Origin of the sequence: Aeromonas sp. 11P, from assembly GCF_051920165.1 — a bacterium.
In the GTDB taxonomy this organism is placed as follows: Bacteria; Pseudomonadota; Gammaproteobacteria; order Enterobacterales; family Aeromonadaceae; genus Aeromonas; species Aeromonas veronii.
In genome coordinates this window covers 3881888-3905272 of record NZ_JBQBDJ010000004.1, presented here as the reverse complement: position 1 = coordinate 3905272, position 23385 = coordinate 3881888, and the positions used below count along the sequence as shown (strand labels likewise).

Here is a 23385-nt window from a genome sequence, read left to right as displayed (position 1 = left end):
GCCTGAACAGGCTCCGCCATCTTCATCATGGACTCAACCTAGGGGCAGCTTGCCGCCCCGACATCCAGCCAGACATCGTGTTTGCCCGGCTCGTTGCCTTGAGTCCACCACTTGGCCTTCCACTGACGGCCGTTGTGGTTGGTCAGCTCACCGCCGTTGTAGGCAACGGTCGCGCTCCAGCCCAGCTCAACCTGACTCACCAGTGCCCACTGATCGGCGACGCGGCCCGGCTCATTACCCTGAGTCCAGTACTTGGCCTTCCATACCAGCTGGTTATGGCTCACCTTGTCACCGCCGTTGTAGACCTTACTGGCCTGCCATGCGGGAACGTTGGCCGCTTCCGGATCTGTGGTGTTGCAAGAGCCCCCCTCACCACCTTCGTTGATTGGCGTGACGGTGAGACGGGTGGCCGCGTTGGCGTCGAGCGCACCGTCAGAGACGGTCACTGAGAGGTCATAACCTGTTTCGACATCGACCGCCGGGCCGGTGACCACCAGGGTGGCGCTGTTCTGGCCGGTCGCCGTGATACCGGCAGGCACCTGCCACTGGTAGATCAGCTCGTCGTCGTTGGGGTCGGATGCCTTGGCGGTGATGGTCACCTGCTTGCCCTCTTCCACCTTGACGCTGGCAGGCAATGTGACCACTGGTGGCAGGTTGGGCTGTGGCGCCTTGTTGGTCACCACCACCTGATCCCTGGCGGTCAGTTGATGGTCATCGGTCACCGTCAGCTCGAACACCAGATTGATGTCGGTTGCCACGGCATCCAGTACTACACGGGCCTTGGCCTGAGTCGCATCATGCAGGGTGGCTTGCGGGCCGGAGACTTGCTTCCAGCTATAGGTGAGGGTGCCATTTTCCGGGTCGTGGGAGGCGGAGCCGTTCAGCATCACCTCGGTCGGGCCGGTGACACTCAGATCGCTGCCCGCATTGGCGACTGGCGGCTTGTTGGCTGGCGGAGTGACCCCTTCACCGTGACCGAGACCTTCATGCATGGCGTTGAGGATGTCGCCGTTGTCGGCATCGATCTCCCAAGAGAAGAGCCCGCCCAACTTGTTGGCCAGCACATATTGGCCTTTCGCCTTGACCGAGCGCTCGTCGTCATAGGTGATCAGCTCGCCGGTGGAGGGCTTGAAGAGGGTGGCCGCTTCGGCAGTCTCGTCGTAGTTGTACTCCCAGCCTGCGCCCATATGGCTGTTGACGATGTGACGATAATCCAGCACGCCATCTTCCCAGGTGCCCTTGATCTTGCCGGTGGCGGTGCCGGTGAAGGGGTCATTGCCCTGATAACCGCTCACCCCTTTCCAGCCGCGACCGTAGGCGGCGGCACCGATCACCAGCTTCCCGGAGTCGACCCCCTGCGCCAGCAGCTGCTGTACCGCTGCATCAGTGTTGTAGCGCTTGTTGGCCGAGCCGTTGGTGGCCTGATAGAGGTTGGCCTGATGACCCAGGGAGGTATTGCTCCAGGCACCGTTGTAGTCGTAACTCATCACGAAGAGGTGATCCATGTACTGCTGGGCAGCCTTGTAATCCACATCCTCAATCTTGTCGTAACCGGCACCGATGGCGGAGGTGAGCTGATAGGTGCGACCGGTCTCGGCCTCCAGCTCGTCGAGCATGGCGCGCAGATCCTTCATGATCAGCACATAGGTTTCACCATCTTTGGTCTTGTCCCCCAGATTGGGGTTGGCGCCATCGCCGCCCGGGAACTCATAGTCGATATCGACACCGTCGAAGAACTTCCAGGTCTGCAGGAACTCTTTGACCGAGGCGACGAACACGTCACGCTTGGCCTTGTCATGCATGAAGAAGAAGGGGTCGGATAGGGTCCAGCCACCGACGGAGGGTAGGATCTTCAGGTCCGGATAGGCCTGTTTGAGGGCCATCAGGTTACCGAAGTTGCCCTTGTAGGGCTCATCCCAGGCAACCAGTGACCCCTGCCCTTTTTGCAGCGCGGCCCAGGGATCGTGAATGGCGACCTGGAAATCCTTGCGCCCGGCACAGGCACGTTGCAGCGCCTGGAAGCTGCCGGAAATCTCTTTGAGGCTGTCGTTGAGGCCATCACCGCCACAGATCGGGGTGAAGCCATAGAGGATATGGGTCAGGTTCTGGGCAGGCAGCTTATCCACGGTGAAGTTGCGATCGTAGACCCCCCACTCCACATAGTAGGTGCCGACCACCTTGCCGGATTTGTTGACGTAAGGCTTGTTGTGCTCCTGCAGGGCGGGCTTGAGCGGTGCGAGGTGGCTGCCGTCGGTATCAGCGACCACGATCTCCTTGGCATCAGACAGGGTGCAGCCATCGCCGTTGCACAGCGCGACCTGCATCTGATAGCGGCCCCCCTTGTGCACCTTGAAGGTGGCGGTACCCGCGGCGGAAGAGGGACCGGACCAGACTTCCTTGCCATCCAGCAGCACCTTGGCACTCTGGCCGATATCGCCGTTCCAGAGATTCCAGGTGACGGTCACATCGGCACCATCCTTCACCTTGACCAGCTCATTATAAGCGGTCGCGGACTGGCTGACTTCGACGATGGCGAACTTGGTGGGGCCCCAACCGATGGCGGGTTTGCCGGGAGCTGCCGCATAAGCGGCGGAGGAGGCGAGCAGGGTACCGACCATCATGGCCAGCAGTGCGGGTTTTGGACTTAGCATATTGCTTTCCTTTTCGTTATGGAAAAACGAAAGGGCTACGCAACACGACAGGTAACACAAAAGCGACCACCCCTTGGCAAAGGCAGCCGACATTCTACTGTGGTGGCCCCGCTATCCTAGGTCGTCTTGACCCTTAGACCGGAAGCTTTGCGTCCCGACTTTTCAATCGGTTTGCCCTTGTCACAACGTTATTTCTGGCGATAAATAATCGCCGATTGACTGTAGGGTAATTCTGTTGGGTAAGCAAACTGGACCACTGCCTGCTAACTGGTTACCAACCCCGATAATTGCCCACTTTCAATAAATTAGTGTTTAAAAAACAATCTGATATGAAAGTCCAATCTCAGCACCTCCAACCAGATACCGGGCACCATTTTTTTGATCTGCATCACACCAAATTGAGAAAAATCAATGAGTAAGAACAATATGCGACAAAAGACCCATCTGTATCGCAACTAATGAATTTATAATCGCCGCTTTGCATGACCAGCAGGTGTCTTCATGCCCAGCGAACTGCCCTCACGCACCCGATTATCCAGATACGACAAATTTGTTCGTTTGACGATTTATACCTTGCCACTGGCCGGGATGCTCTTGCTGATCAACAGCCTCAATGGCTGGCAAAGAGCACCGCTTGCCAGCACCTTGCTAGTCCAGAGCTACCTTATTTGCACCTTCTGGCTCTATCGCCACTACCGCTACCATCTGCACCGCCAGTGGCAACATCTGAGTGAAGCACTCAAGATCAACGAAACCACCGCCGAACTGGCCCGCAACTCGGCGCAATACCAGACCGAAGAGGCCTTTCTGGAGGATCTGCTCAGACGCGCCGTGATGTTGATACCGGGGGCCGAGATGGGCTGCCTGATCAAGCTGCTGCCGGGCACAGGCATGCTGAGGTATGAAGCGGCCATCGGCATGGATCTGGTTAAACTGCGGCGGATCAATCTGCCGCTGGAGCACACCTTTCAGTACAAACTGACTCAGGGGCGCTGCAACAAAACCTTGCTGATCAACGACCTGTCGAAGATAAACGCCACCATGCCCCTGTCCGAACAGGACAGAGAGCTGCTGGTCAACTGCACCGACCTGCCCATCCAGGCCACGCTGGCGACCCCGATCCATATCGATGGTCAGCTCTACGGCATGATCAATATGGACAGCAGCAAACGTCATGCCTTTACCCGCTACGACAGCCACCTGATGGCGATCCTGGCGCGGGATATTCGCCACGCCATCACCATCTATCAGCAGTCCCGCCGCATCTATCAGCTGGCCAATACAGACCAGCTGACCGGGCTCGCCAATCGCCAGCAATTCGAACTCGCTCTGCAGGGGCAACCGGAAGGCACACTGCTGCTGATCGACATGGATAATCTCAAGCAACTCAATGACAGCAGTGGCCATTTGGCGGGTGATCAGGCCCTGCGCCTTATCGCTGACGGCATACGCCAGCACTTCGGTCAGGGGGTAATTGCCGCCCGCTTTGGCGGGGATGAGTTTGTGCTGCTCACCACTCTGACACCGACCGAGCTGCAACAGACGATGACCAGGCTGACGACCATGCTGGCCAGCGCCTCCCCCACCATCTCGTGCAGCATGGGGATGGCCCCCTATCGCGGCGACTTTGCTGCCGCGTTTGCCAGAGCCGATGCCGACATGTACCAACACAAGCGGCGCCACAAAGAGCAGCGTGCGGCACAGATGCCACATATCAGGGAGAGCATTAATCACTAGGCAGGAGTGAGCACTTTGCAGGGACGAGAGAGAAGCTGGGAGAAACCGGTTGGCAGGCCCGTCAGAGAGTAGCGAAGCGGGGAGAAAAAACGGGGCATGACTGGCATGCCCCGCCACCATTCAATGCTTATTTACAGCTGGCGGCCCCCACATCCTGCCAGACGTCGTGTTTGCCGGGCTCATTGCCCTTGGTCCAGTACTGCGCCTTCCACTGACGGCCGTTATGAGTGGTAAGCTCGCCACCGTTGTAGGCCACATTGGCATCCCAACCTAGTTGCACCTTGCTCACCAGCAACCACTGATCCGCAGTGCGGCTAGGCTCGTTGCCCTGGGTCCAGTACTTGGCCTGCCATACCAGCTGGTTGTGGCTCACCTTGTCGCCACTGTTATAGGTGCTGGCCGCTTTCCAGAGTGGCCAGTTGGCCGCATCCGGATCAGTCGCCGTGCAACCACCGCCGCTGCTGGCCGGTTTGACCGTCAGACGGGTTGTCGCACTGGCATCCAGCCCGCCGTCGGAGACGGTGACGCTCAGGTCATAGCCGGTGTCGCTGGTGACGTTCGGGCCGGTGACTACCAGAGTGGCGCTGTTCTGGCCCGTTGCGGTGATGCCTGCCGGCACGCTCCACTGATAGGTCAACGGATCACCGTTCGGATCAGAGGCGGTCGCCTTGATGGTCACCTGCTTGCCCGCCTCCACAGAGGCCGTGGCAGGTACACTCACCACCGGCGCCAGATTGGCCTGCGGCGCCTTGTTGGTCACCACCACCTGATCCTTGGCACTCAGCTGCTGGTCATCGGTCACGGTCAGCTCGAACACCAGATTGATGTCGGCGGCCACGGCATCGAGTACAACACGGGCCTTGGCCTGAGTGGCATCAAGCAAGCCAACCTGCGGCCCGGAGATCTGCTTCCAGCTATAGGTGAGGGCGCCATTTTCCGGATCGTGGGAGGCCGACCCATCCAGCGTCACCTCGGTCGGGCCGGTCACCTTGAGGTCACTGCCCGCGTTGGCCAGCGGCGGCTTGTTGGCTGGTGGAGTCGCCCCCTCGCCGTGGCCCAGCCCCTCGTGCATGGCATTGAGGATGTCGCCGTTGTCGGCATCGATCTCCCAAGAGAAGAGGCCACCGAGCTTGTTGGCCAGCACATACTGCCCCTTGGCCTTGACCGAGCGGTCGTTGTCATAGGTGATGAGGTCGCCGGTCGCCGCCTTGAACAGATAGGGCGCCTCGGCCACCTCGTCATAGCCCTTCTCCCAGCCCGCACCCATCCGGTTGTTGACGATGTCGCGGTAATCCACCACCCCGTCCTCCCAGGTGCCTTTCACCTTGCCGGTCGCCTTGCCGGTGAAGGGGTTGTTGCCCTGATAACCGTTCACGCCAGTCCAGCCACGGCCATACATGGCGGCCCCGACCACCAGCTTGCCCGGTTCAACCCCCTGCGCCAGCAGCTGATTCACCGCCTTGTCGGTGGTGTACTTGGTATCGGGATCCCAGCTCGCCGCATAGAGGTTGGTCTGGTGGCCCAGCTCGGTGTTGCTCCAGGCACCGTTGTAGTCGTAGGTCATCATGAAGATGTGGTCCATGTAGGGCTGGGCCGCCTTGTAGTCCACATCCTGGATCTTGTCGCCCCCCGCGCCAATGGCGGAAGTGAGCTCATACTGGCGACCAGTCTCGGCCTCCAGCTCGTCGAGCATGGCCCGCAGCTCCTTCATCAGGACCACATAGGTGGCACCATCACTCGGGCTACCCAGTTTCGGGTTGGCACCCTGTCCACCCGGGTACTCCCAGTCGATATCCACACCGTCGAAGAACTTCCAGGTCTGCAGGAACTCTTTCACCGAGCCGACAAACACATCGCGCTTGGTTTTGTCACCGAGGAAGTAGAAGGGATCGGAGAGAGTCCAGCCGCCGACGGAGGGAAGGATCTTGAGGTTCGGATAGGCCTGCTTGAGCGCCATCAGGGCGCCGAAGTTGCCCTTGTAGGGCTCGTCATGGGCGGTGAGGTTGCCTTGCGGCATCTGGATGGCGGCCCAGGGATCGTGCATCGCCACCTTGAAGTCGGCGCGACCGGCACACGCCCGTTGCAGCGCTTGGAAGCTCCCTTCGATCTCCTTGAGGCTGTCGTTGAGGCCATTCCCGCCGCAGATGGGGGTGAAACCATAGAGGATATGGGTCAGGTTCTGGGCCGGGATCTTGTCCACCGTAAACTTGCGACCATAGACCCCCCACTCCACATAGTAAGTCCCCACCACCTTGCCGGACTTGTTGGCGTAGGGCTTGTTGTTCTCCTGCAGTGGCGCCTTGAGTGGTGCCAGATGGCTGCCGTCGGTATCGGCGACCACGATCTCCTTGGCATCAGAGAGGGTACAGCCATCGGCGTTGCACAGCGCCACCTGCATCTGGTAGCGCCCCCCTTTCTTCACCTTGAATTTGGCACTGCCCGCCGCGGCCGAGGGGCCGGACCACACCTCCTGACCATTGAGCAGCACCTTGGCACTCTGGCCCAGATCGCCGCTCCAGAGGTTCCAGTTCACCTCTACATCGGCGGCATCCTTTACCTTGACCAGATTGTTGTAGGCAGTGGCCGCCTGATCGACTTCAACGATGGAAAACTTGGTGGGGCCCCATCCGATGGTGGGCTTGCCGGGCGCCGCAGCATAAGCGGACGAGGCGCAGCACAGACCGACCGCGAGGGCCAGCATGGTAGGCTTTGGACTTAGCATTTTTATATTTCCCTATTTCGTTATGTTGGCAACGAAAAGGGCTACGCCCTGACAGGTCACGCAGACGGCAGTGCGGCCTCTTGGCAAGGTGCACAACAACCTGTGGTGGCCCCGCTATCTCAAGTACGGCTCATCCCTGGACCGGAAGCTTTGCGTCCCGATCTTGCGATCGGTTTGCCCTTCGGTTACTTCATTTGCGATGCAAAAAATCGCATCCCGACTATAGAGTGAGCCAATCCGGTCTGCCACTGTCGGCGTTCACCGACAGTGGCAAGCCAAAAGAGTAACTGGCAGCCATTACGCAGGAAGATGAAGAGATCTTCGCCAATAAATCTCTGTTTTCGGCATTCATCCATGACCACGGGCCACAGGATCATTGCGCGGTTTTGTGAGCCGGTTCACGGCTAGCCGCCCCGGATGCGGCTAGCGCAGCAGCAGACTGTTCATCAGGGCCCGCAGTTTGAGTGGTTTGACCGGTTTGCTGATGTAGCCATACCCCCGCTCGCGGATCTGCGCCTGCAACTCGCTCTTGCGATCGGCACTGATGATGATGCCTCCCAGCTCGTCGCCACACACCCGTTGCAGGGCTGCCAGCGCCTCCAACCCGGTCTTGCCATCGTCGAGGTGGTAATCGGAGAGCACCAGTCTTGGCACAAACCCGTCTGCCACCAGCTCCTCGGCTTCGGCCAGATCAACGGCGCAACGCACCTCGCAGCCCCAACGGCCGAGCAGGGTGCTCATGGCGGTCAGAATGTCCCGCTCATTGTCGATACAGAGCACGGCGACCCCCTCCAACTGGCTGTCGCGCACCACTGGCGCCGCCAGCTGATGGGCCGTGACCGGCCGGGTCGCCAGATTGAGGGTCACCGCAAAAACCGACCCCTTGCCCGGCCAGCTCTGCAGGGTGAGCTGATGACCGAGCACCTGCGAGATGCCGCGGGCGATGGCGAGCCCCAGACCCAGCCCCTGCTCCTTGGCGGTGCGGGAGTGATCGAGACGGGAGAACTCGTCAAAAATCGCCTCCTGCTTGTCCTGCGGGATGCCGGGGCCGTTGTCCCACACCTCGATGCGGATCTTGCTTCCTGACTTGCGACAACCGAGCAGCACCCGGCCACCCGGGTTGTAGCGAAACGCATTGGTGAGGAAGTTCTGCAGCACTCGGCGCAGCAGCCGCACATCGCTATGCACCGCATGCTTGCTCTCCACCACCGAGAAGTGGATCCCCCCCGCCTGCGCCAGTACGCCAAACTCCGCCTTGAGGTTGTCGAACAGATCACGCAAGACAAAATCGAGCTTTTTGGCCTTGAACTTGCCCGCTTCGAGTCGCGAAATATCGAGCAGATCGGTGATGAGATCCTCGGTCGCCCCCAGCGCATCATCGATATGGCGGGCGATACGGGCCTGCTCGCCAGCATCGGGCAACATCTCCAGCAGGGAGGAGGTAAACAGCTTGGCCGCATTGAGGGGCTGGGTCAGATCGTGGCTGACCGCTGCCAGAAAACGGCTCTTAGAGTGGTTGGCCCGCTCCACCTGCTGGTTCACCAGCAGTAGTTGGCGGTTGAGTTCGGAGAGCTCACGGGTGCGCTCGGCCACCCGCGCCTCCAGATGTTCGTTCGCTTCGCGCAGCACCCGCTCTGCATCGCGAAACGGCGTGATGTCGGTAAAGGTCATGACAAAACCGCCGGCGGGCATGGGGTTGCCCTGCATCTCGATCACCCGCCCGTCCGGGCGCTCCCGCGCCGAGATATGGGCACTGCCCCGCTTCATAAAGGCGACCCGCCGCGCCACGTGATCCTCGATATCGCCGGGGCCGCAAAGCCCCTGCTGGGCGTTGTAGCGGATGATCTCCTCGATGGGACGCCCTGCCTGAATAAGCCCCGGCGGATAGTGGAACAGCTCGATGTAACGGCGGTTCCAGGCCACCAGCCGAAGTTCCCTGTCCACCACCGAGATCCCCTGCCCGATATGCTCGATCGCTCCCTGCAGCAGGCCGCGGTTGAAGCGAAACACGTCGGAGGCCTCATCGACGATGGTGGCGATCTCCTCGAGCTGCATGTTGCGCCCCTGCAGGGCAGAGGCGAGCACCAGCCGTGCTGATGAGGTGCCAAATACCCCCGCCAGCAGCCGCTCGGTGTGGGCAATCAGCTCGGCCGAGGCCTGCATCTGCGGAGCAAGGGTGCCGCCCCGCTCACCGGCGAAACGACCAAAGGCGCGTTTGACCCGGCTTGAACCGACAAAGCGGGCCGCCAGCATCTCCAGCTCCTTGACCGAGACCCGCGCCTGATAGAGGGCGGCGGTATCGCGGCTCGGCTTGCCGACAAAGTTGGCCGCCTGCAGCCGCTCGCTCACCGCAGGGCGTGAGAGCAGCGAGCCTGCCACATAGCCGAGCAGGTTGAAGAGCAGGCTCAGGAAGATGCACCAGGCCCCGAGACTCAACTCGCGAAACGCGGGCCAGTCCGGCGGCGCCAGCAGCTCGGCCAGCGGTGAACCGGCCAGCAGCCCGCTCTCCACCAGCAGGGTCACGAACCAGAGGCTTACCCCGAGGCTCAGCCCAAGATAGACCCCCTTGCGATTGCCGTGACGCCAGTAGAGGCCGAGCAGCAGGGCCGGCGCAAACTGGGCCACCGCGCCAAAGGAGAGATAGCCGATGCGCGACAAGCTGGTGAGATCGCCGAGCCAGAGGTAGAGCCCCCAGGCCGCCAGTAAGATCAGCAAGATGGCGCCACGGCGCACCTGCAACAGCAGCCGTACCAGCCGCTCGTCGCGCCCCTGCCGCCAGAAGCGGCGCAGCAGCACCGGCAGCACCAGATCGTTGCTCACCATGATCGCCAACGCGATGGTGCAGACGATCACCATGCCGGTGGCCGCCGAGGTGCCGCCGAGAAACGCCAGCATCGCCATGCCATCGAAACCGAGGGCCATCGGCAGACTGATCACATAGGTATCGGAGGCCATGTCGGCCCCCACCCACTGCTTGCCCGCCAGCGCCAGCGGCCAGATGAAGAGCCCCATCACGAACAGGTAGAGCGGGAAGATCCAGCGCGCCCAGTGCAGATCCTGCCCCTGATTGTTCTCCACCACAGTCACATGAAACTGGCGCGGCAGGCAGATAACGGCGCACATCGCCAGCACCGTGTAGATGGCAAGCTCCAGCAGGTTGCCTGGGCTCACCGCTACCACCTGTGCAAAGAAGTCGCGGGTCACCTTCTCGTGAGCCTCGCCCGGTTTGCTCAGGATCAGCCAGAGGGCAAAGCCCCCCACCGCGATAAAGGCCAGCAATTTGACCACCGACTCGAAGGCGATGGCCACCACCATCCCCCTGTGGTGCTCGGTGGCATCGAGGTGGCGGGTGCCGAACAGGATGCTGAACAGCGCCAGCAGCAGAGTGACCCCGAGCGCCAACTCGCTGGTATTGCTGGTCGGGCTGATGCCGCCGCTGTTGACCATCAGCAGATCCAACCCGGTCACGATGGCTTTGAGCTGCAATACCAGATAGGGGAGGATCCCCATGATGGCGATGAGGGCGATCACCATGGCGAGCCGCTGGGATTTGCCGTAACGGGCAGCGATAAAGTCGGCGATGGAGGTGATGTGCTCGCGCTTGGCCACCAGAATAAGGCGGGCCAGCAGCCGCCAACCAAACAGAAAGACCAGCATGGGACCAAGATAGATGGGCACCGGCGACCAGGGGGATTCACTCGCCTGCCCCACGGTGCCGAAGAAGGTCCAGGAGGTGCAGTAGACCGCCAGCGACAGGCTGTAGAGCAGCGGTTGCCCCTTGAGACGGTGCCGTTTGTGCTTGTCTGCCACGAAGGCTATCAGAAACAGCAGCCCCAGATAGGTGAGCGACAATCCGATCAGCAGCCATCCCTGGTGCATCGATAACTCCTTGTCCATGTTGATTTTTTGTATACAGCCTCGTCAGTCTAGAGAGGCAGCAGCCAAAAGTCATCCCCTTCGGACAGATTGAAATTATCGTTTTTCAATAAGTTTTGCCTTGACTGAATATCGTAAAACGATAAACATTCGCCCATCTGCATATTGATAAACAATAAACTCCAAGCCATTTCGCCAGCGAGATGGCCCCCACCATGAGGTTCATGATGAGAACGACCAAACTCGAACGCCTGAGTGTTCTGATCGAGTGGCTGCTGCTGTTTGCCCTGCTCGCCACCCCCGCCATTACCCTGATGGAGACCTGGTCCCACCTGTTTGGCGGCAATGACCTGCTGCAAGAGGAGCTCAACCAGATCATCCACAGCAGCGGCTCGCACATTCTCAATGGCGTGCCGCTGGCCAATGGTGAAACGCCGTCCCTCGACCTCTTCCCAGAGCCGCCTCTTACCATTGCCGACTATCCGCTGCGTACCGCCAACCGACTGCTCGGCACCCTGGTGCAGTTGTTGCCAGATCTGGTCTTCATGCTGATGCTGTGGCAACTGCGCCAACTGTTTCGCGGCTACCGCCACGGCCTGCTCTTCACCTTCGAGCAGATCCGCCGCTACCGGCAGATCGGAGTGCTGCTCTGCGTCTCCTTCCTGGTCGAGCTGATCCAGACCCCCTTGCTCGATACCGTCCTCACCATGAGCGGACCCGAGATACATGGCTCCGTCTCCATCAGCTCATCCGATTTCCGGCTACTGCTGGCGGGACTGATCGTACTGGCGCTGGCACTGGTCATGCGCGAGGCCAAACTGCTGGCCGACGAACAGCAACTGACGGTGTGAGGATCCTATGCCTATCATCATCCGGCTCGATGCCCTGCTGGCCGAGCGCAAGATGACCGCCCGCGAGCTGGCCCAGCGCATCAACATCACCGAGGCCAACCTCTCGATCCTCAAGAATGGCCACGCCAAGGCGGTGCGCTTCTCCACCCTGGAGGCCATCTGCCGTGAACTTAAATGTCAGCCCGGCGATCTGCTGGGCTACGAGCAGGAGCGCTAACCCCCTTATGAGTCGTCATATCACCCAGTTTGCCCTGTGGCTACTGCCGCTGTGGGCCTGCGCCGCCGATGGCGCGAGCGGCCCACGCTACCTTATCGAGCAGGGCGCCAGTGCCAATGTGCTGCAAGTGCGCCTCACCATGCATGGCAAGCCCCCTTTTACCCTACTCCCCGCCCGCCAGTTGCCTGGCAGTACCGCGCCGGTTTCCCCCGCGCTGGTCTGCCTTGCAGACAACCAGCCGGTTGCCCTCAACCAGCCCTTCTCTTGCAAAGAGATCGGCTGGCAGATCACGCTCACAACGGCTCCGGCACTGGGTGCGGATGCCTCGGCCCAACAGTCGCTGCTGTTTGCCCCTGACCAGTGGCTATTGACCGAGTGGGGTAACTTTGTGCGCCAGATGGGGAGCCACCAAGGAAAGGTTTGTCTGCCGGATGGCAGCTGCCAACCGCTGCCGGATGTCAACCAGCCGCCGCTGATCCTGCCATTCGGTCTGGACACTGTGCCCGTCACCAAGCCGGATCCGCGGCTGGTGCTGAGCCATGACGGGGCAGCCAACCAGTTCGATCTGCCAGGTCTGCAGCAGCAACTGAATGAGATCATCGACTATCTGGCCTTCCAGCTCGATGTGGCTCCACCCACTCACCCGTGGCAACTGGTGTGGCTGGGGCGGGATGTGGCGACCCGCTCCCTCGGCGGCGCCGCCGGAGATCAGGTGTTTGTCGCCAACTACCCCATCATGAATGGCAAACCGACGCCACAGGCCCCCTTGCGCCTGCTGCGCACTTCGGCCCACGAGGCGGTACACATCCTCAGCGCTCGCCGCTCCGAGCCGCAACCCACCTGGGTCAACGAGAGCCTCGCCGAGTACCTCGCCATCAAGGCACTGCGCCGCTTCCGGCTGCATCAGGTCACGGCAGTCAACGAGCTGGCCGAGCGGGGCAAACAGCTGCCCCATAGCGAGAGCGGCCTCTATCGGGCGGCCCGCGAGGTGATGGCGGGCGATCGCTCCTACTACCCGCTCTTTTACGTCAAAGGGAGCGCCTTCTGGGAAGTGCTGGAGCGGGAGCTGCAACACAATGACGTGATGCTGGCGCAACTATTGCCCCAATTGGGCTGGCTGCCGGATGGCCGCTTTGATGCCGCATCCAATGAGCTGATTGCAGGCACCATCGGCTCGGATACCTGGCGCCGACTCAGCCGCCACTATCTTGGCGAGCAGCAGTAACGCCGCAAACCGCAGCAACAAAAAAGGGAGAGCCGTGGCTCTCCCTTTTGTTAGGTGATGATTCAAATAGACAAATATCAGGCTGGAGCCCTCTCCTGCGTAGAGGGCACAAAGGGGCGCAGCCGCAGGAAAAACACCGGCAACACCACCAGCACCATCAGGAAGAAGATGCCGCCGCCGAGAGGCTCGAACAGCACGCCGCAGAGCGCCATCAGGGCCGCCACCGTCATACCGAGGCCAAGGGCTGCATAGAGCGCCTGGGTCGGGATCAACTGCTCGGCCGGTAGCTGGCGAGTCATAAAACGCACAGCCCCCAGATGGCTCATACCGAACGTCACCGAGTGGAGCAACTGCCCGAGTACCAGCACCCACAGCTCGGTCGAGGCACCCAGCAATACCCAGCGCACCACACAACCAATGGCACCGGCGATAAAGAGACTCTGGGCGCCAAAGCGCTGCAAGAAACGCTTGTCGGCGGCGAACATGCAGATCTCCGCCACCACCCCGAGCGCCCAGAGATAGCCGATGATGGTGCCGCTATACCCTTGCGCCTTCCAGTAGATGGCGCTGAAACCGTAATAGGCGGCGTGGCTTCCCTGCAGCAGAGCGGTCAGCAACAGGAAACGGCGCACCGGCGCGCTGCGCAGGGTCGCCAGCAAAGAGGCCTTGTCCCGCTCGCCCTGACTATCCTGTGGCGCCGGATAGAGCGGCAACCAGCTGAGCAGCAGCATCAGCACCAGCCCCGCCACCATGGTGTGCAAAATCCAGTCGCTACCGAAGTTGCCCACCAGCGCCCCCACCAGGGTAGAGGCGACGATAAAGGCAAAGGAGCCGCACAGCCGCACCTTGCCGTAATCGAGGTGCGCCTGCACCACCATGCGGGTCGCCAGCGCCTCCCCCACCGGCATCAGGGTCGGATAGATAAAGTTCGCCAGCAGGGTCAAGCCCACCAGCCACCAGAGGTTATGACTGAGGTAGAAGCCGAGAAAGGCCAGCAGACTGAGCAGGGAGAGCAATCGGGTAACCGGCAGCAGATGACCCGCCCCCTTGATCTGCCCCATTACCATCAGGTTGCCGGCAAAGCGGATCGCCATCCCCGCCCCCAGCAGCAGACCTATCATCTCGGCACTGACGCCCACCCCCTCCAGCCAGAGCGACCAGAACGGCAAGTAAGCGCCGTAGACAAAATAGAAGGCGCCGAAAAAGAGCGCTAACCAGGAAAACGCGGGCATAGATCCTCTGCAACCGGATGACGGGAGCAGAATGATAACCCATCCGCCCCCGCAGATCCCGATGGAAACCCCGTGAAGAAAACGAAAAAACTTCAATAAAATTGAACTATTACCGAAGAAGCGGGGTCTACCTGATAACACCTCCTCCTGGTTAGTGTTGCAATCCTTCCACCCGCCCATGGCGGGTTTCTTTTTTGTCCCCTGATCACTTTTTCTTATCACCAGGATCTGCATCTCGCATTCAAACTTAAATTGTATGGAGATGGTATTCACCTGACAGTTGCCCACAAAAGGGAATGGTCATACGGCTTCAAACCGGATAACAAAACGGTACCCCTACCGTGTTATCCGGAGTCACCGTATGACCACCAACGAGAAAGTAGCACGTCGCAAACTCAGCCTGCTAGAGCTCGCCAAAGAGCTCAATAATGTCAGCAAAGCCTGCAAGCTCATCGGCTACAGCCGTCAGCAGTTCTACGAAATTCGCCGTAACTACCAGACCTATAGCGCCGAGGGATTGCTCGACAAATTGCCCGGCTGTAAAGGGGCTCATCCCAATCGGGTCGCTCCCGAGATTGAACAGGCCATCCTCGATTATTCCCTCACCAGACCAACTCATGGCCCTCTGCGGGTTGCACAAGAGCTGGCTCTGCAGGGCATCAATGTCAGTGCGGGGGGGGGGGGCGTGGCGTGTGGCAACGTCACGACTTGCTCTCCAAACACGACCGCTTGTTGCGCCTCGAGAAAACGCACCGGGAGCAGACCATTGAGCTCAATGACGAGCAGATTCGCCTGTTAGAGCGCTTCAGCCCCGAGTTTCGAGAACGCCAGATTGAGGTTCACTACACCGGAGAACTGGTGGCGGTCGACACCTTCTTCGTCGGCGCGCTCAAGGGGGTTGGCAAGGTGTATCTGCAAACCGTGCTGGACTGCTACAGTCGCCACGCCTGGGGGCGGCTCTACACCAGCAAGCTGCCGGTGACCTCAGTTCATGTACTCAATGAAACGGTGCTGCCGTTTTTCGAGGCCCACGAGGCACGGGTCTATACCATCCTGTCGGACAACGGGCGCGAGTTCTGTGGACGACCTGACCACCATCCCTACGAGCTGTTCCTGCAACTGGAGGGGATTGAGCACCGGACAACCAAGGTACGCAGGCCACAGAGCAACGGCTTTATCGAGCGGCTACATCGAACCTTGTTGGATGAACACTTCCGTATCAAGGGGAGAACGACCTGGTATGAGTCGGTAGAGCAGATGCAGACAGACCTGGATAGCTACCTAGAGCACTACAACACCCAGCGGCCACATCAGGGCAGGATGATGGAGGGGCAAACCCCCTACAGCATGTTCAGGAAGGGTCTGAAATTGATACCGAAGGAAGTGCGCACTAAAGTAGCGTAAACAAGACACCGGTTTGAGGCCGGTGTCAGGTGATAACAGGATCTATACAGATAGTAGAGAATAGGTGCGCGTTTTAAACTTTCACTCTGCTTGTTCATCCATAACAATCCTTTCGACCAAACCATTATTAATATCGAATGACAGCGTGTTGCTTTTAAATTTATATATTACTTGTACTTTATCTAAATTAAATGGCTTACCATAGGAAGCGAATATATTATCCGTAGTATCTCCTATTGTAATACCCCTGCTGGTCATGTATTTATTACTGTTAATTGTTATAGTTGTTATTCTATAATAGTTGTAATCCATTCCTGTCAATTGATAATTTATATTTGATGATCTGATTGTAAAACCTTTCCAAAAGTGATCGAAGTATTTATATGTTTCATCACCCTTGGCAAGGAAATTACCTGAAATACCAATATCTGGCTGCTTGTTTATCTCACATTTACCCCATGTTTTATAAAACTGCTCATATGAACTTCCTAACTCGATGTTTCTATAGGGTGAAATAATAACAAAATCAGATTTCGACACTTCTGGTGGAAAGTAATGCGATTTAGATGATGAACCAACTAATGTTTCAGCTTTTAGCCAACCACTTACAACAGAGCCATTTGTTCTGATGTAACTACCAAAAATGTAGTCATTGCTTTTAAAATAGGAATGAAAATTGTCACCTTCAATCAAAAATAAACTTTCAGATTTGTACTTTTCGAATGGATAAAAATAGAAAAAGGATTTATTTTTCACAACATATGTGTTAGCGGACTCTATCTTTTGTACGTGCGCCCAGTTTTCGTTGCAATTAGCAATCACAGCACCTGAAAACAAAAAAATAAAATGGATGAACTTCATAATGATAAAATCTTATGTTTTGGCATGGCCAGGAGATGTTAATATCAGGGAGAAATAAATACTGGCACCGGGTGGAGCCGATGTCAGATAATAAACTAGTCTGTATTGCTATATATTTACTTACATCTCATTAGAGTTACATGATTTTTATTATGGAGAGGGGTAAATTCAGATTCTGATACCCAGACATACTTAAATGCACTTTTTTCTAAAAAGCCTTTCCATGATAAATTGATGTTATTGCCATTCATTTCTGCATCTGCAATTGACTTATCAATAGAGAAATCATCCCAGTTGAGCATCATTCCACCACGTCCCAGATCCGCAGGGCCTTCGAGGAAGAAAGACATTTTATTATCATTTCTAACAACTTTAGTAGATATTACTATTTGATTAGAGTTGACTACAATATCAGCTTTTTTTTGATCAAAGATAATACTACCTTTCCCCGAAACACAATCTATAGCCCACCTTTCACCAGCATTTACGCAGAAGGAGAAAAATGCAAAAATAAAAACGCAAAATTTAAAAATCATTTATCATCCAAAACACTTTTTTAAGACGACGCTTTCACACCATGCTCTATTGAAATTCTTTAACAATAAATAGTCATCAAGAATGCGATGAGCGAAAAATAAAAAAGTGCACACTAAAGCAGTACCCAAGAGAAACCGCATTTTAAATATTGCCTCTGGAAATAATTATAATATTGCTGAGCATCAAATTAAAAATAATGTTACTTACTGCACATCCAGCTTCAGTTATGCCCTACACCATAGCCATTTGCTTTTATTCGTTCGGACTTCATCCACCCCTCAGTTGTCACGCCATTTTTTCCAAAGTAAATAACATAATAAAAGTCATTATATTCCATGTACGCATCAATTCGATCCCTGAAAATAATAAACTTGCTCGTTTTACACTTATCATCAGGCGCAGAGTAAAAAAAACTTCTTCCCTTGCTTGAAACTGTATAGCCAGATTCAGAACTATTTATTCTCTCTGCTTCAATCTGACCTACGGAATCTTTTTTTTCACAATAGTTTCCCATCTCACCAGATGAAACCACACCACAAAAAAACCATAAAATAAAAATAATATTTTTCATTTCACCCATCCATTTGCTTTCATTATACTAATCAATTTATTTGCATACTGAGGATCTGTCGCATAGCCTTTATTTTGGAGGCCTTGAGCCCATTTGACCGGGTCTACCGATTCAAATAAAGAGTGATATCGCTTGTTATTTACAAAAAAATCAGCTCGACCACTTATACTATCCTCAAAAGATTCGTACGCTCTAAACTTATCTAAAACCTTAACTTTAACTCCCCTTTCATATTCATGTGTATATATTTCAACAAAATCTGGATGACCATGAGCTTTGATACCAAAAAGGTTATAACTATAAACGCCAGTATGGACGTCGATTGGAACACTTTTTCCATACCCAGTTTCCAAAATTGCTTGAGCCGCTGTAATCTCAGCTGGAACACGTGATATTTCTTGACTTTCTTTGGCAGATTCATAGACAAACTCAATGAACTCAGCTCTTGTAAAAATTTTTGGCAAGGCTGTTCTCTTTTTATTGTTATTTAAGCAAAATGCCAATGGAAAAATGTGCCACAACTCAGCACCTAATTTTAACTTGGCCACGCTTTGCATCCACTCTAACTTGTCGATACGTTGTTTCTCATGATCAACCAATAAGTCAAAGTCAGGCAGACCAATCTTGGTCATAAGTTTATCTAGCCATAGATAACTACTGGCTGATGATTTTTCATACCACTCACTGGGATGCTTGACAATTAACTTTTGAAGTTGTCCGGCATTATCACTATTTTGTAGAGCGGCCTGTATCTCTTTACTACTTAGTTCACCATTTTTGTCGGTATCGAAACTCTTTACCAATTCGGTAAAGAAGGTGGGTGGCGCATCGGGATCCAGATAGCCATCAGAGCCTGAACCATCGACCTTTTTAAAGCCGATCTTCAGCCAGTCATGCTGACTCAATAACTCAACTTGCTCTTTCTTGACATATTTATCTGCTGAAACGCAGACCCACTCCTGCTTGGCTTCATCCTTTTCCTGTTTGGGTGATTCAACCAGCACTTCCTGACTTTTGTCCTTGGTTGCTACCCACTTGGATTTCCCCCCCTCACTCTTCTTCTCATGAAGGATCAAATCGGCAGGCACTTTGGCATAGGTAGCACCACCTTTCGTTCCCGCCTTGTTGGCTAGAACATCGTCCAGACGGGGATCCTGGGTGAACACCTCAAGATGTACCTGATGCTTGCTTTGCTTGCCCCCAATCAGGGAGCCCGGCGTTTCCACCAGACCGAGGTAGCCAATGGTCTCACCCGCCGCGATCGACACGGGAGATGGCAATACATATAATTCGCCGAGATGGGAGGGTGTACGGGTATTGACCTTGATAAATTCATCTTCGACGCACACCCAAGCCATGCCACAACTACCAGCAGCAGCACCTGCACTTGGTGTCACATATTCGCATCTGGCCATCTTGCGAGCCTTATCACCAATCCAATGAAATTCGAGTTGGTGGGCATCATACTGCAACTTGGTGCCAGCAGGCAGAGAAACACTTTTGTCTCCCGCCATTAGACGACCTGTAGGCCCATTGAGAACAGGATCTGAACGGCCAATCATATTAGTCAGCAGCTCAGCTTCTATTTGGTCAAATAGCCAGGTTGGCACATTGGGCTTGATAAAGGTCACGGCATCCGGGCTATTGGCGATCCAGACTGAACTCCCTTCACTGACCAATACGCCAGCCTTTTCAGCCTCTTTTATCTGGGCATTGGACAGCTTGCTCTTGATCTTTACCTTGATGAAATCATACTCCTTGCCCCCAACACTCCCCTTTTTCGGGGGAATGCTGCTATCCATCTCCAGTTCAGTATCCTTAGGCAAAGTGAAACGGGGCAAGGCAGCATCGGCACGCTGCTGCTCTGCATCAGGATTCGCATGGGGAACAGAATTGCGAGCATTCCAACCCTTTTTCAACACCAGCTTCTCGGTGCTTTGGTACTTATCCCAAGGCAACAGGTGCATATAGAGCGAATAAAAGGTGAACTCGTTTTTAGCTTTTGTTTCTGCATTGATTTCACAATATTCGTGTTGGACCAGGCAGAAGCAGTTGGAATAACGCAGTGACTCTCCCTGAAATTCAGAGGTCAGATAATCCTTCATCATCCGAAAAGCCACGACTTTGCCGTCAGCAATGGCTCGGACAGGATATTTATCCTTGCACCAGGGAGCGCTCTGGTCGCTGATATGAATACCACCGTGCCATTTGTTGTGATTGCCAAGGAGATAATGACCGGATTTTTCGCCATTAATAAGTGCAGTCAGCGCTTTGACATCCTTGAATTCTTCACCTTTGGCAGTGAGGATGGGAAATGCAAACTTCATGCTTTATCCTTATTCAGAAAAGAGATAGAATGCATCGGGCTTCTCTTCTTTCAAGAGCGCCTCCATCGCCTTCTCAGTAGGAATGGCCTGGACCAGTTCAACCAGTTCTGGGGCTTTGACCACATCAACCCCTTTGGGAGTAACGGGAGCCTGACCAGCCCAGCCAGAGCCTGCTCCAGGGCTGCCGCCGGCATTGAGTTTGATGGCGGGGCCGACCAGCTTGATGCCGCTCGGGTCAACTTTGACAAAGCTGCCACCCCCCTTGAGGGTGATCTCGGAGCCCGCCTCCAGCACCAGCTTGTCACCCACCTTGATATGCACCTCTTCACCCGCTTCCACCAGCAGCGACTGCCCCAGCTTCTGGTGCAGGGAGGTATCGACGGTCAGTGAATAGTCCGCCTTGATGTGGTCGCGTTTCTCGCCTTCAACTGTCAGGTGGTCATTACCGAGGCTGGGCGGAGCGCCATCCTTACCCGGCACCTTCCTGATGCGAGTGACCCGCTCGTTGTCGATGTCACGATGCTCGTCATGCTTGATATGCCAGGCAGCATCGTTCTGGATAAGTACGTTCAGGTCTTTCTGACCGTGAATATAAATCTCTTCCTGCCCCGCCTGGTCTTCAAAACGAAGTTCGTTAAAACCCTCACCCTTGTGGGTTTCGGTGCGTAGCACGGTGCGGGTCTTGTTGGCCGGCAGCTCGTAAGGAGGCCGGTTGGTGGCATGGAAGGTGCGACCCGTCACGATGGGCTGGTCGGGGTCTCCTTCCAGAAACGAGACGATAACTTCGTGGCCGATGCGTGGGATGGTCATCATGCCATACTGACCACCAGCCCAGCCTTGGCTCACCCGTACCCAGCACGAGCTCTGGTCGTTGCTCGAGCCGTAGCGGTCCCACGGGAACTGCAGTTTCACCCGGCCATGTTCGTCGCAGTAAATCTCTTCCCCCTCGGGGCCGACTACGATGGCGATTTGCGGGCCATCCACCATCGGCTTGCGGGGAGCCTCGGGGCTGCCGATGCGGGCGCGCCAGGTGGTGCTCGCTTTCACTACGCCAAATTCGTTGTGGTAGACGGTCGGACCACTGCCGCCTTCCTCTTCCAGGGCTTGGGGTTGTTCACCGGTGTGGCGGATATGGACGATTTGCCAGTCGCTGTTGAGGCTGCCGTTGGGGTGTTCGGTCAATGAAAAGTGCTGACCCGGCAGCAGCGCCGCGCTGTTGGACTTGCCACTGCCTGCCACCGCGTCATTGCGCAGGGCATCGAGCCGGTGCTGGGCAAAGGCCTTGCCACTCGGGTCCTGCTTGTAGCGGCCCGGGTAGTCGAAGTGCTGGTAGGTATCCCGTTGATGCTCAAGTTCGCTACCCTGCTTCTTGTGGGAGAGACCATAGGCCGGGGTCTTGAAGCTGTAGTCTTTCAGCTCCACATCCGAGGGGCGCACCGATTCGCGGTAGTGGAACTGGCGCACATAGGGGCCCTGCTCCAGCGAGCGGTTGCCGAGGTTGAAGAAGAGCTCGGGGCCGGCAGTCAGGGCCGCCGCGTCGTCGGCAAACACAATGCGGTGTTTGCCTGCTTCGAATTCGTGGAAGTAGAACAAGCCCTCTTCGGCGGCCAAGCGGTTCACGAAATCAAGGTCGGTCTCCCGATACTGTACGCAGTATTCGCGCTGGGCATGCTCATTCTTGAGTGCAAAGGCGTAGTCGGTGATGCCGTGCTCTTGCAGCAGGATGCTGAGGATTTCATCGGGCTTTTGTGCCTGAAAGATGCGGGAGTTTTGGCGCAACCCCAGCCGCCACAGGGCAGGTTTCACCTCCATGCGGTAACGGGTACGGCGAAAGCCGCTGTCCCCTTGGGCAAACTCGCTCACTACCCCGCAGACCCGGCGCTGCAGCTCGCCGTTGTACCACACCATGAGCTCGCACGGCTGGTCCAGCACGGCGCCAAAGTCGACATCGGGCTGGCTGCTTGCCAGCTCAAGGCGCAGGTTGAAGGGCCGGTTCAGCCCCTCGTCCAGCTGGAAACTCGCCACCACGAAGGTGCTCTCGGGCAGCGCCCCCACCTTGACGGTAAATTGCAATCCGGTTTGATTAGCCATGGCTCTCCCCTCTTGTCACGGCCACGCGATGTCTGCGCCCTTCTTCAAGACCCCAACCGCCAAACCACGCTACCGCCCTCTCCGGTGCCACAACGGGCAACCAAGATAGCGGCGAACACGGGTCACGGGCGGATTGGGTCTGCATCACAGGACACCCTTTAGTGCTTTGCCATCACCCCGCATGAATCGAACCCAAGGCAGAGGGATGGCAAAACAGAAAAGCTCCAGCCACCCCGTTGGCCAGGCTGGAGAAAATGCACAGTACAAGAAGCCGGTTGAACAACCGGCTCAAAGACACATTACTACTTACAAGGAATACCAAAGTACCGAAGCAAGGCTTACGCCTCGATGGGGGCGCGCCAATCGTCCGCACCGGAAGTACCGGCAACGGTGTGCTCCCAGTCAATCTTGCGGTAAGCCATGGAGACCTGGATAAGCTGGGTGAAGTCAGACTTCGCCGGGTCCTGGCAGTGCGGCATCTGGCAGTCAATGTCAACAATGGTGGCATCGGTCAGCACGGTAGAGAAGAAGTGCTCTTGCTTGCCCTCAACGGAGGTGCGGTACCACTTCAGGGTCACTTTTGGCAGCATCTCGCCGGACGCCAGAGAGTTGTACATCAGCGGCACGGCTTTGTTCAGCGCAACGGTGAACTTGAACGGCTTGTGGACACGCTGACCGGCAGGCTGACCGGATTGCGGGTCGGTCGGGACGGTGACAACGTGCTGGAACTCTTGTACCAGCATCTCGTCTTCGTGACCTTGTACGAAGATGTTGCCGACGGAATCGGAAGTGAAGGCACCGGCGGTGATATTGCCCTGGGTTTTACCTTCAATGCTGATATAACATGGAGTTGGCATGGGTATGCTCCTAAATAGATTGGTTAAACGAGATAGCACTCGACCAACCTTTAGCAGCGACCATGCCATTTTTTTATTTCTTATTTATCAATCAATTAGACCACATCAATTCCCACTCGACGCACATGGGTGCAATAAGTTGCGCAATGTCATCACACTCACTGGCAAAACTGACCTTTTCAGTAATTTCATCTACGTAATGAGCAAGCTTTTGCGTTAGGCAGCA

General features: G+C 56.3%; 14 protein-coding genes, 1 pseudogene and 2 riboswitches. Of the genes and pseudogenes, 5 read left to right on the top strand and 10 right to left on the bottom strand.

The window, feature by feature from the left end:
- Positions 1-38: 38 nt before the first annotated feature.
- On the bottom strand, positions 39-2651 hold the full coding sequence (locus ACTG1P_RS18125) for a glycosyl hydrolase family 18 protein (RefSeq protein WP_440001873.1): 2613 nt from the start codon (positions 2649-2651) through the stop codon (positions 39-41).
- Positions 2652-2749: 98 nt separating this feature from the next.
- Positions 2750-2837: riboswitch (cyclic di-GMP riboswitch) on the bottom strand.
- 315 nt (positions 2838-3152) lie between these two features.
- Here ACTG1P_RS18125 and ACTG1P_RS18120 point away from each other — a divergent pair.
- The gene (locus ACTG1P_RS18120) at positions 3153-4388 is read left to right on the top strand and encodes a sensor domain-containing diguanylate cyclase (protein WP_440001872.1); all 1236 of its coding nucleotides are present in this window, start codon (positions 3153-3155) and stop codon (positions 4386-4388) included.
- 127 nt (positions 4389-4515) lie between these two features.
- On the opposite strand, the gene ACTG1P_RS18115 is transcribed toward ACTG1P_RS18120, so the two are convergent.
- Positions 4516-7110, bottom strand: coding sequence for a glycosyl hydrolase family 18 protein (locus tag ACTG1P_RS18115; protein ID WP_440001871.1), 2595 nt, complete (start codon positions 7108-7110; stop codon positions 4516-4518).
- 101 nt (positions 7111-7211) lie between these two features.
- Positions 7212-7299: riboswitch (cyclic di-GMP riboswitch) on the bottom strand.
- Positions 7300-7533: 234 nt separating this feature from the next.
- Positions 7534-10989 carry a hybrid sensor histidine kinase/response regulator gene (locus ACTG1P_RS18110; RefSeq protein ID WP_440001870.1) on the bottom strand — a complete coding sequence of 1152 codons (3456 nt, stop codon included), beginning with the start codon at positions 10987-10989 and terminating at the stop codon, positions 7534-7536.
- Between the two features lie 224 nt (positions 10990-11213).
- Here ACTG1P_RS18110 and ACTG1P_RS18105 point away from each other — a divergent pair, with 224 nt between their 5' ends.
- Genes ACTG1P_RS18105 through ACTG1P_RS18095 form a run of 3 tightly spaced genes read left to right on the top strand, consistent with a single transcriptional unit; the run spans position 11214 to position 13279 of the window.
- On the top strand, positions 11214-11837 hold the full coding sequence (locus ACTG1P_RS18105; RefSeq protein ID WP_440001869.1) for a DUF2975 domain-containing protein: 624 nt from the start codon (positions 11214-11216) through the stop codon (positions 11835-11837).
- A gap of 7 nt (positions 11838-11844) precedes the next feature.
- Positions 11845-12054, top strand: a complete 210-nt coding sequence (locus ACTG1P_RS18100) for a helix-turn-helix domain-containing protein (RefSeq protein WP_108612585.1) — start codon at positions 11845-11847, stop codon at positions 12052-12054.
- A gap of 7 nt (positions 12055-12061) precedes the next feature.
- Positions 12062-13279, top strand: coding sequence for a hypothetical protein (locus ACTG1P_RS18095; RefSeq protein ID WP_440001868.1), 1218 nt, complete (start codon positions 12062-12064; stop codon positions 13277-13279).
- A 77-nt stretch (positions 13280-13356) separates the two neighbouring features.
- Here ACTG1P_RS18095 and ACTG1P_RS18090 read toward each other — a convergent pair whose 3' ends face one another.
- On the bottom strand, positions 13357-14511 hold the full coding sequence (locus ACTG1P_RS18090) for a 3-phenylpropionate MFS transporter (protein WP_440001867.1): 1155 nt from the start codon (positions 14509-14511) through the stop codon (positions 13357-13359).
- Between the two features lie 361 nt (positions 14512-14872).
- On the opposite strand from ACTG1P_RS18090, the pseudogene ACTG1P_RS18085 reads away from it, so the two are divergent.
- Positions 14873-15915 (top strand): annotated as a pseudogene (locus ACTG1P_RS18085) (IS481-like element ISAs19 family transposase).
- Positions 15916-15996: 81 nt separating this feature from the next.
- Here ACTG1P_RS18085 and ACTG1P_RS18080 read toward each other — a convergent pair.
- From ACTG1P_RS18080 to hcp1, 6 genes are all read right to left on the bottom strand, one after another.
- Positions 15997-16776, bottom strand: a complete 780-nt coding sequence (locus ACTG1P_RS18080; RefSeq protein WP_440001865.1) for a hypothetical protein — start codon at positions 16774-16776, stop codon at positions 15997-15999.
- Positions 16777-16892: 116 nt separating this feature from the next.
- Positions 16893-17312, bottom strand: a complete 420-nt coding sequence (locus ACTG1P_RS18075) for a hypothetical protein (RefSeq protein ID WP_440001864.1) — start codon at positions 17310-17312, stop codon at positions 16893-16895.
- A gap of 221 nt (positions 17313-17533) precedes the next feature.
- Positions 17534-17884, bottom strand: a complete 351-nt coding sequence (locus tag ACTG1P_RS18070; RefSeq protein WP_440001863.1) for a hypothetical protein — start codon at positions 17882-17884, stop codon at positions 17534-17536.
- Positions 17881-20211 (bottom strand): glycoside hydrolase family 73 protein, encoded by a 2331-nt coding sequence (locus tag ACTG1P_RS18065; protein WP_440001862.1) that lies wholly within the window; start codon positions 20209-20211, stop codon positions 17881-17883. The genes ACTG1P_RS18070 and ACTG1P_RS18065 overlap by 4 nt, the downstream gene beginning before the upstream one ends.
- 9 nt (positions 20212-20220) lie before the next feature.
- Positions 20221-22302 (bottom strand): type VI secretion system tip protein TssI/VgrG, encoded by a 2082-nt coding sequence (gene tssI / locus ACTG1P_RS18060; protein WP_440001861.1) that lies wholly within the window; start codon positions 22300-22302, stop codon positions 20221-20223.
- Between the two features lie 338 nt (positions 22303-22640).
- Complete coding sequence (gene hcp1 / locus ACTG1P_RS18055; protein WP_005332563.1) at positions 22641-23159, bottom strand: type VI secretion system effector Hcp1; 519 nt, start codon at positions 23157-23159, stop codon at positions 22641-22643.
- Positions 23160-23385: the final 226 nt, after the last annotated feature.

Coding starts and splice junctions, on each gene's coding strand:
- ACTG1P_RS18075 (WP_440001864.1), bottom strand. CDS start 17,312: ATGATTTTTAAATTTTGCGTTTTTATTTTTGCATTTTTCTCCTTCTGC.
- ACTG1P_RS18065 (WP_440001862.1), bottom strand. CDS start 20,211: ATGAAGTTTGCATTTCCCATCCTCACTGCCAAAGGTGAAGAATTCAAG.
- ACTG1P_RS18090 (WP_440001867.1), bottom strand. CDS start 14,511: ATGCCCGCGTTTTCCTGGTTAGCGCTCTTTTTCGGCGCCTTCTATTTT.
- ACTG1P_RS18105 (WP_440001869.1), top strand. CDS start 11,214: ATGAGAACGACCAAACTCGAACGCCTGAGTGTTCTGATCGAGTGGCTG.
- ACTG1P_RS18070 (WP_440001863.1), bottom strand. CDS start 17,884: ATGAAAAATATTATTTTTATTTTATGGTTTTTTTGTGGTGTGGTTTCA.
- ACTG1P_RS18110 (WP_440001870.1), bottom strand. CDS start 10,989: ATGCACCAGGGATGGCTGCTGATCGGATTGTCGCTCACCTATCTGGGG.
- ACTG1P_RS18120 (WP_440001872.1), top strand. CDS start 3,153: ATGCCCAGCGAACTGCCCTCACGCACCCGATTATCCAGATACGACAAA.
- ACTG1P_RS18100 (WP_108612585.1), top strand. CDS start 11,845: ATGCCTATCATCATCCGGCTCGATGCCCTGCTGGCCGAGCGCAAGATG.
- ACTG1P_RS18125 (WP_440001873.1), bottom strand. CDS start 2,651: ATGCTAAGTCCAAAACCCGCACTGCTGGCCATGATGGTCGGTACCCTG.
- ACTG1P_RS18095 (WP_440001868.1), top strand. CDS start 12,062: ATGAGTCGTCATATCACCCAGTTTGCCCTGTGGCTACTGCCGCTGTGG.
- tssI (WP_440001861.1), bottom strand. CDS start 22,302: ATGGCTAATCAAACCGGATTGCAATTTACCGTCAAGGTGGGGGCGCTG.
- hcp1 (WP_005332563.1), bottom strand. CDS start 23,159: ATGCCAACTCCATGTTATATCAGCATTGAAGGTAAAACCCAGGGCAAT.
- ACTG1P_RS18080 (WP_440001865.1), bottom strand. CDS start 16,776: ATGAAGTTCATCCATTTTATTTTTTTGTTTTCAGGTGCTGTGATTGCT.
- ACTG1P_RS18115 (WP_440001871.1), bottom strand. CDS start 7,110: ATGCTAAGTCCAAAGCCTACCATGCTGGCCCTCGCGGTCGGTCTGTGC.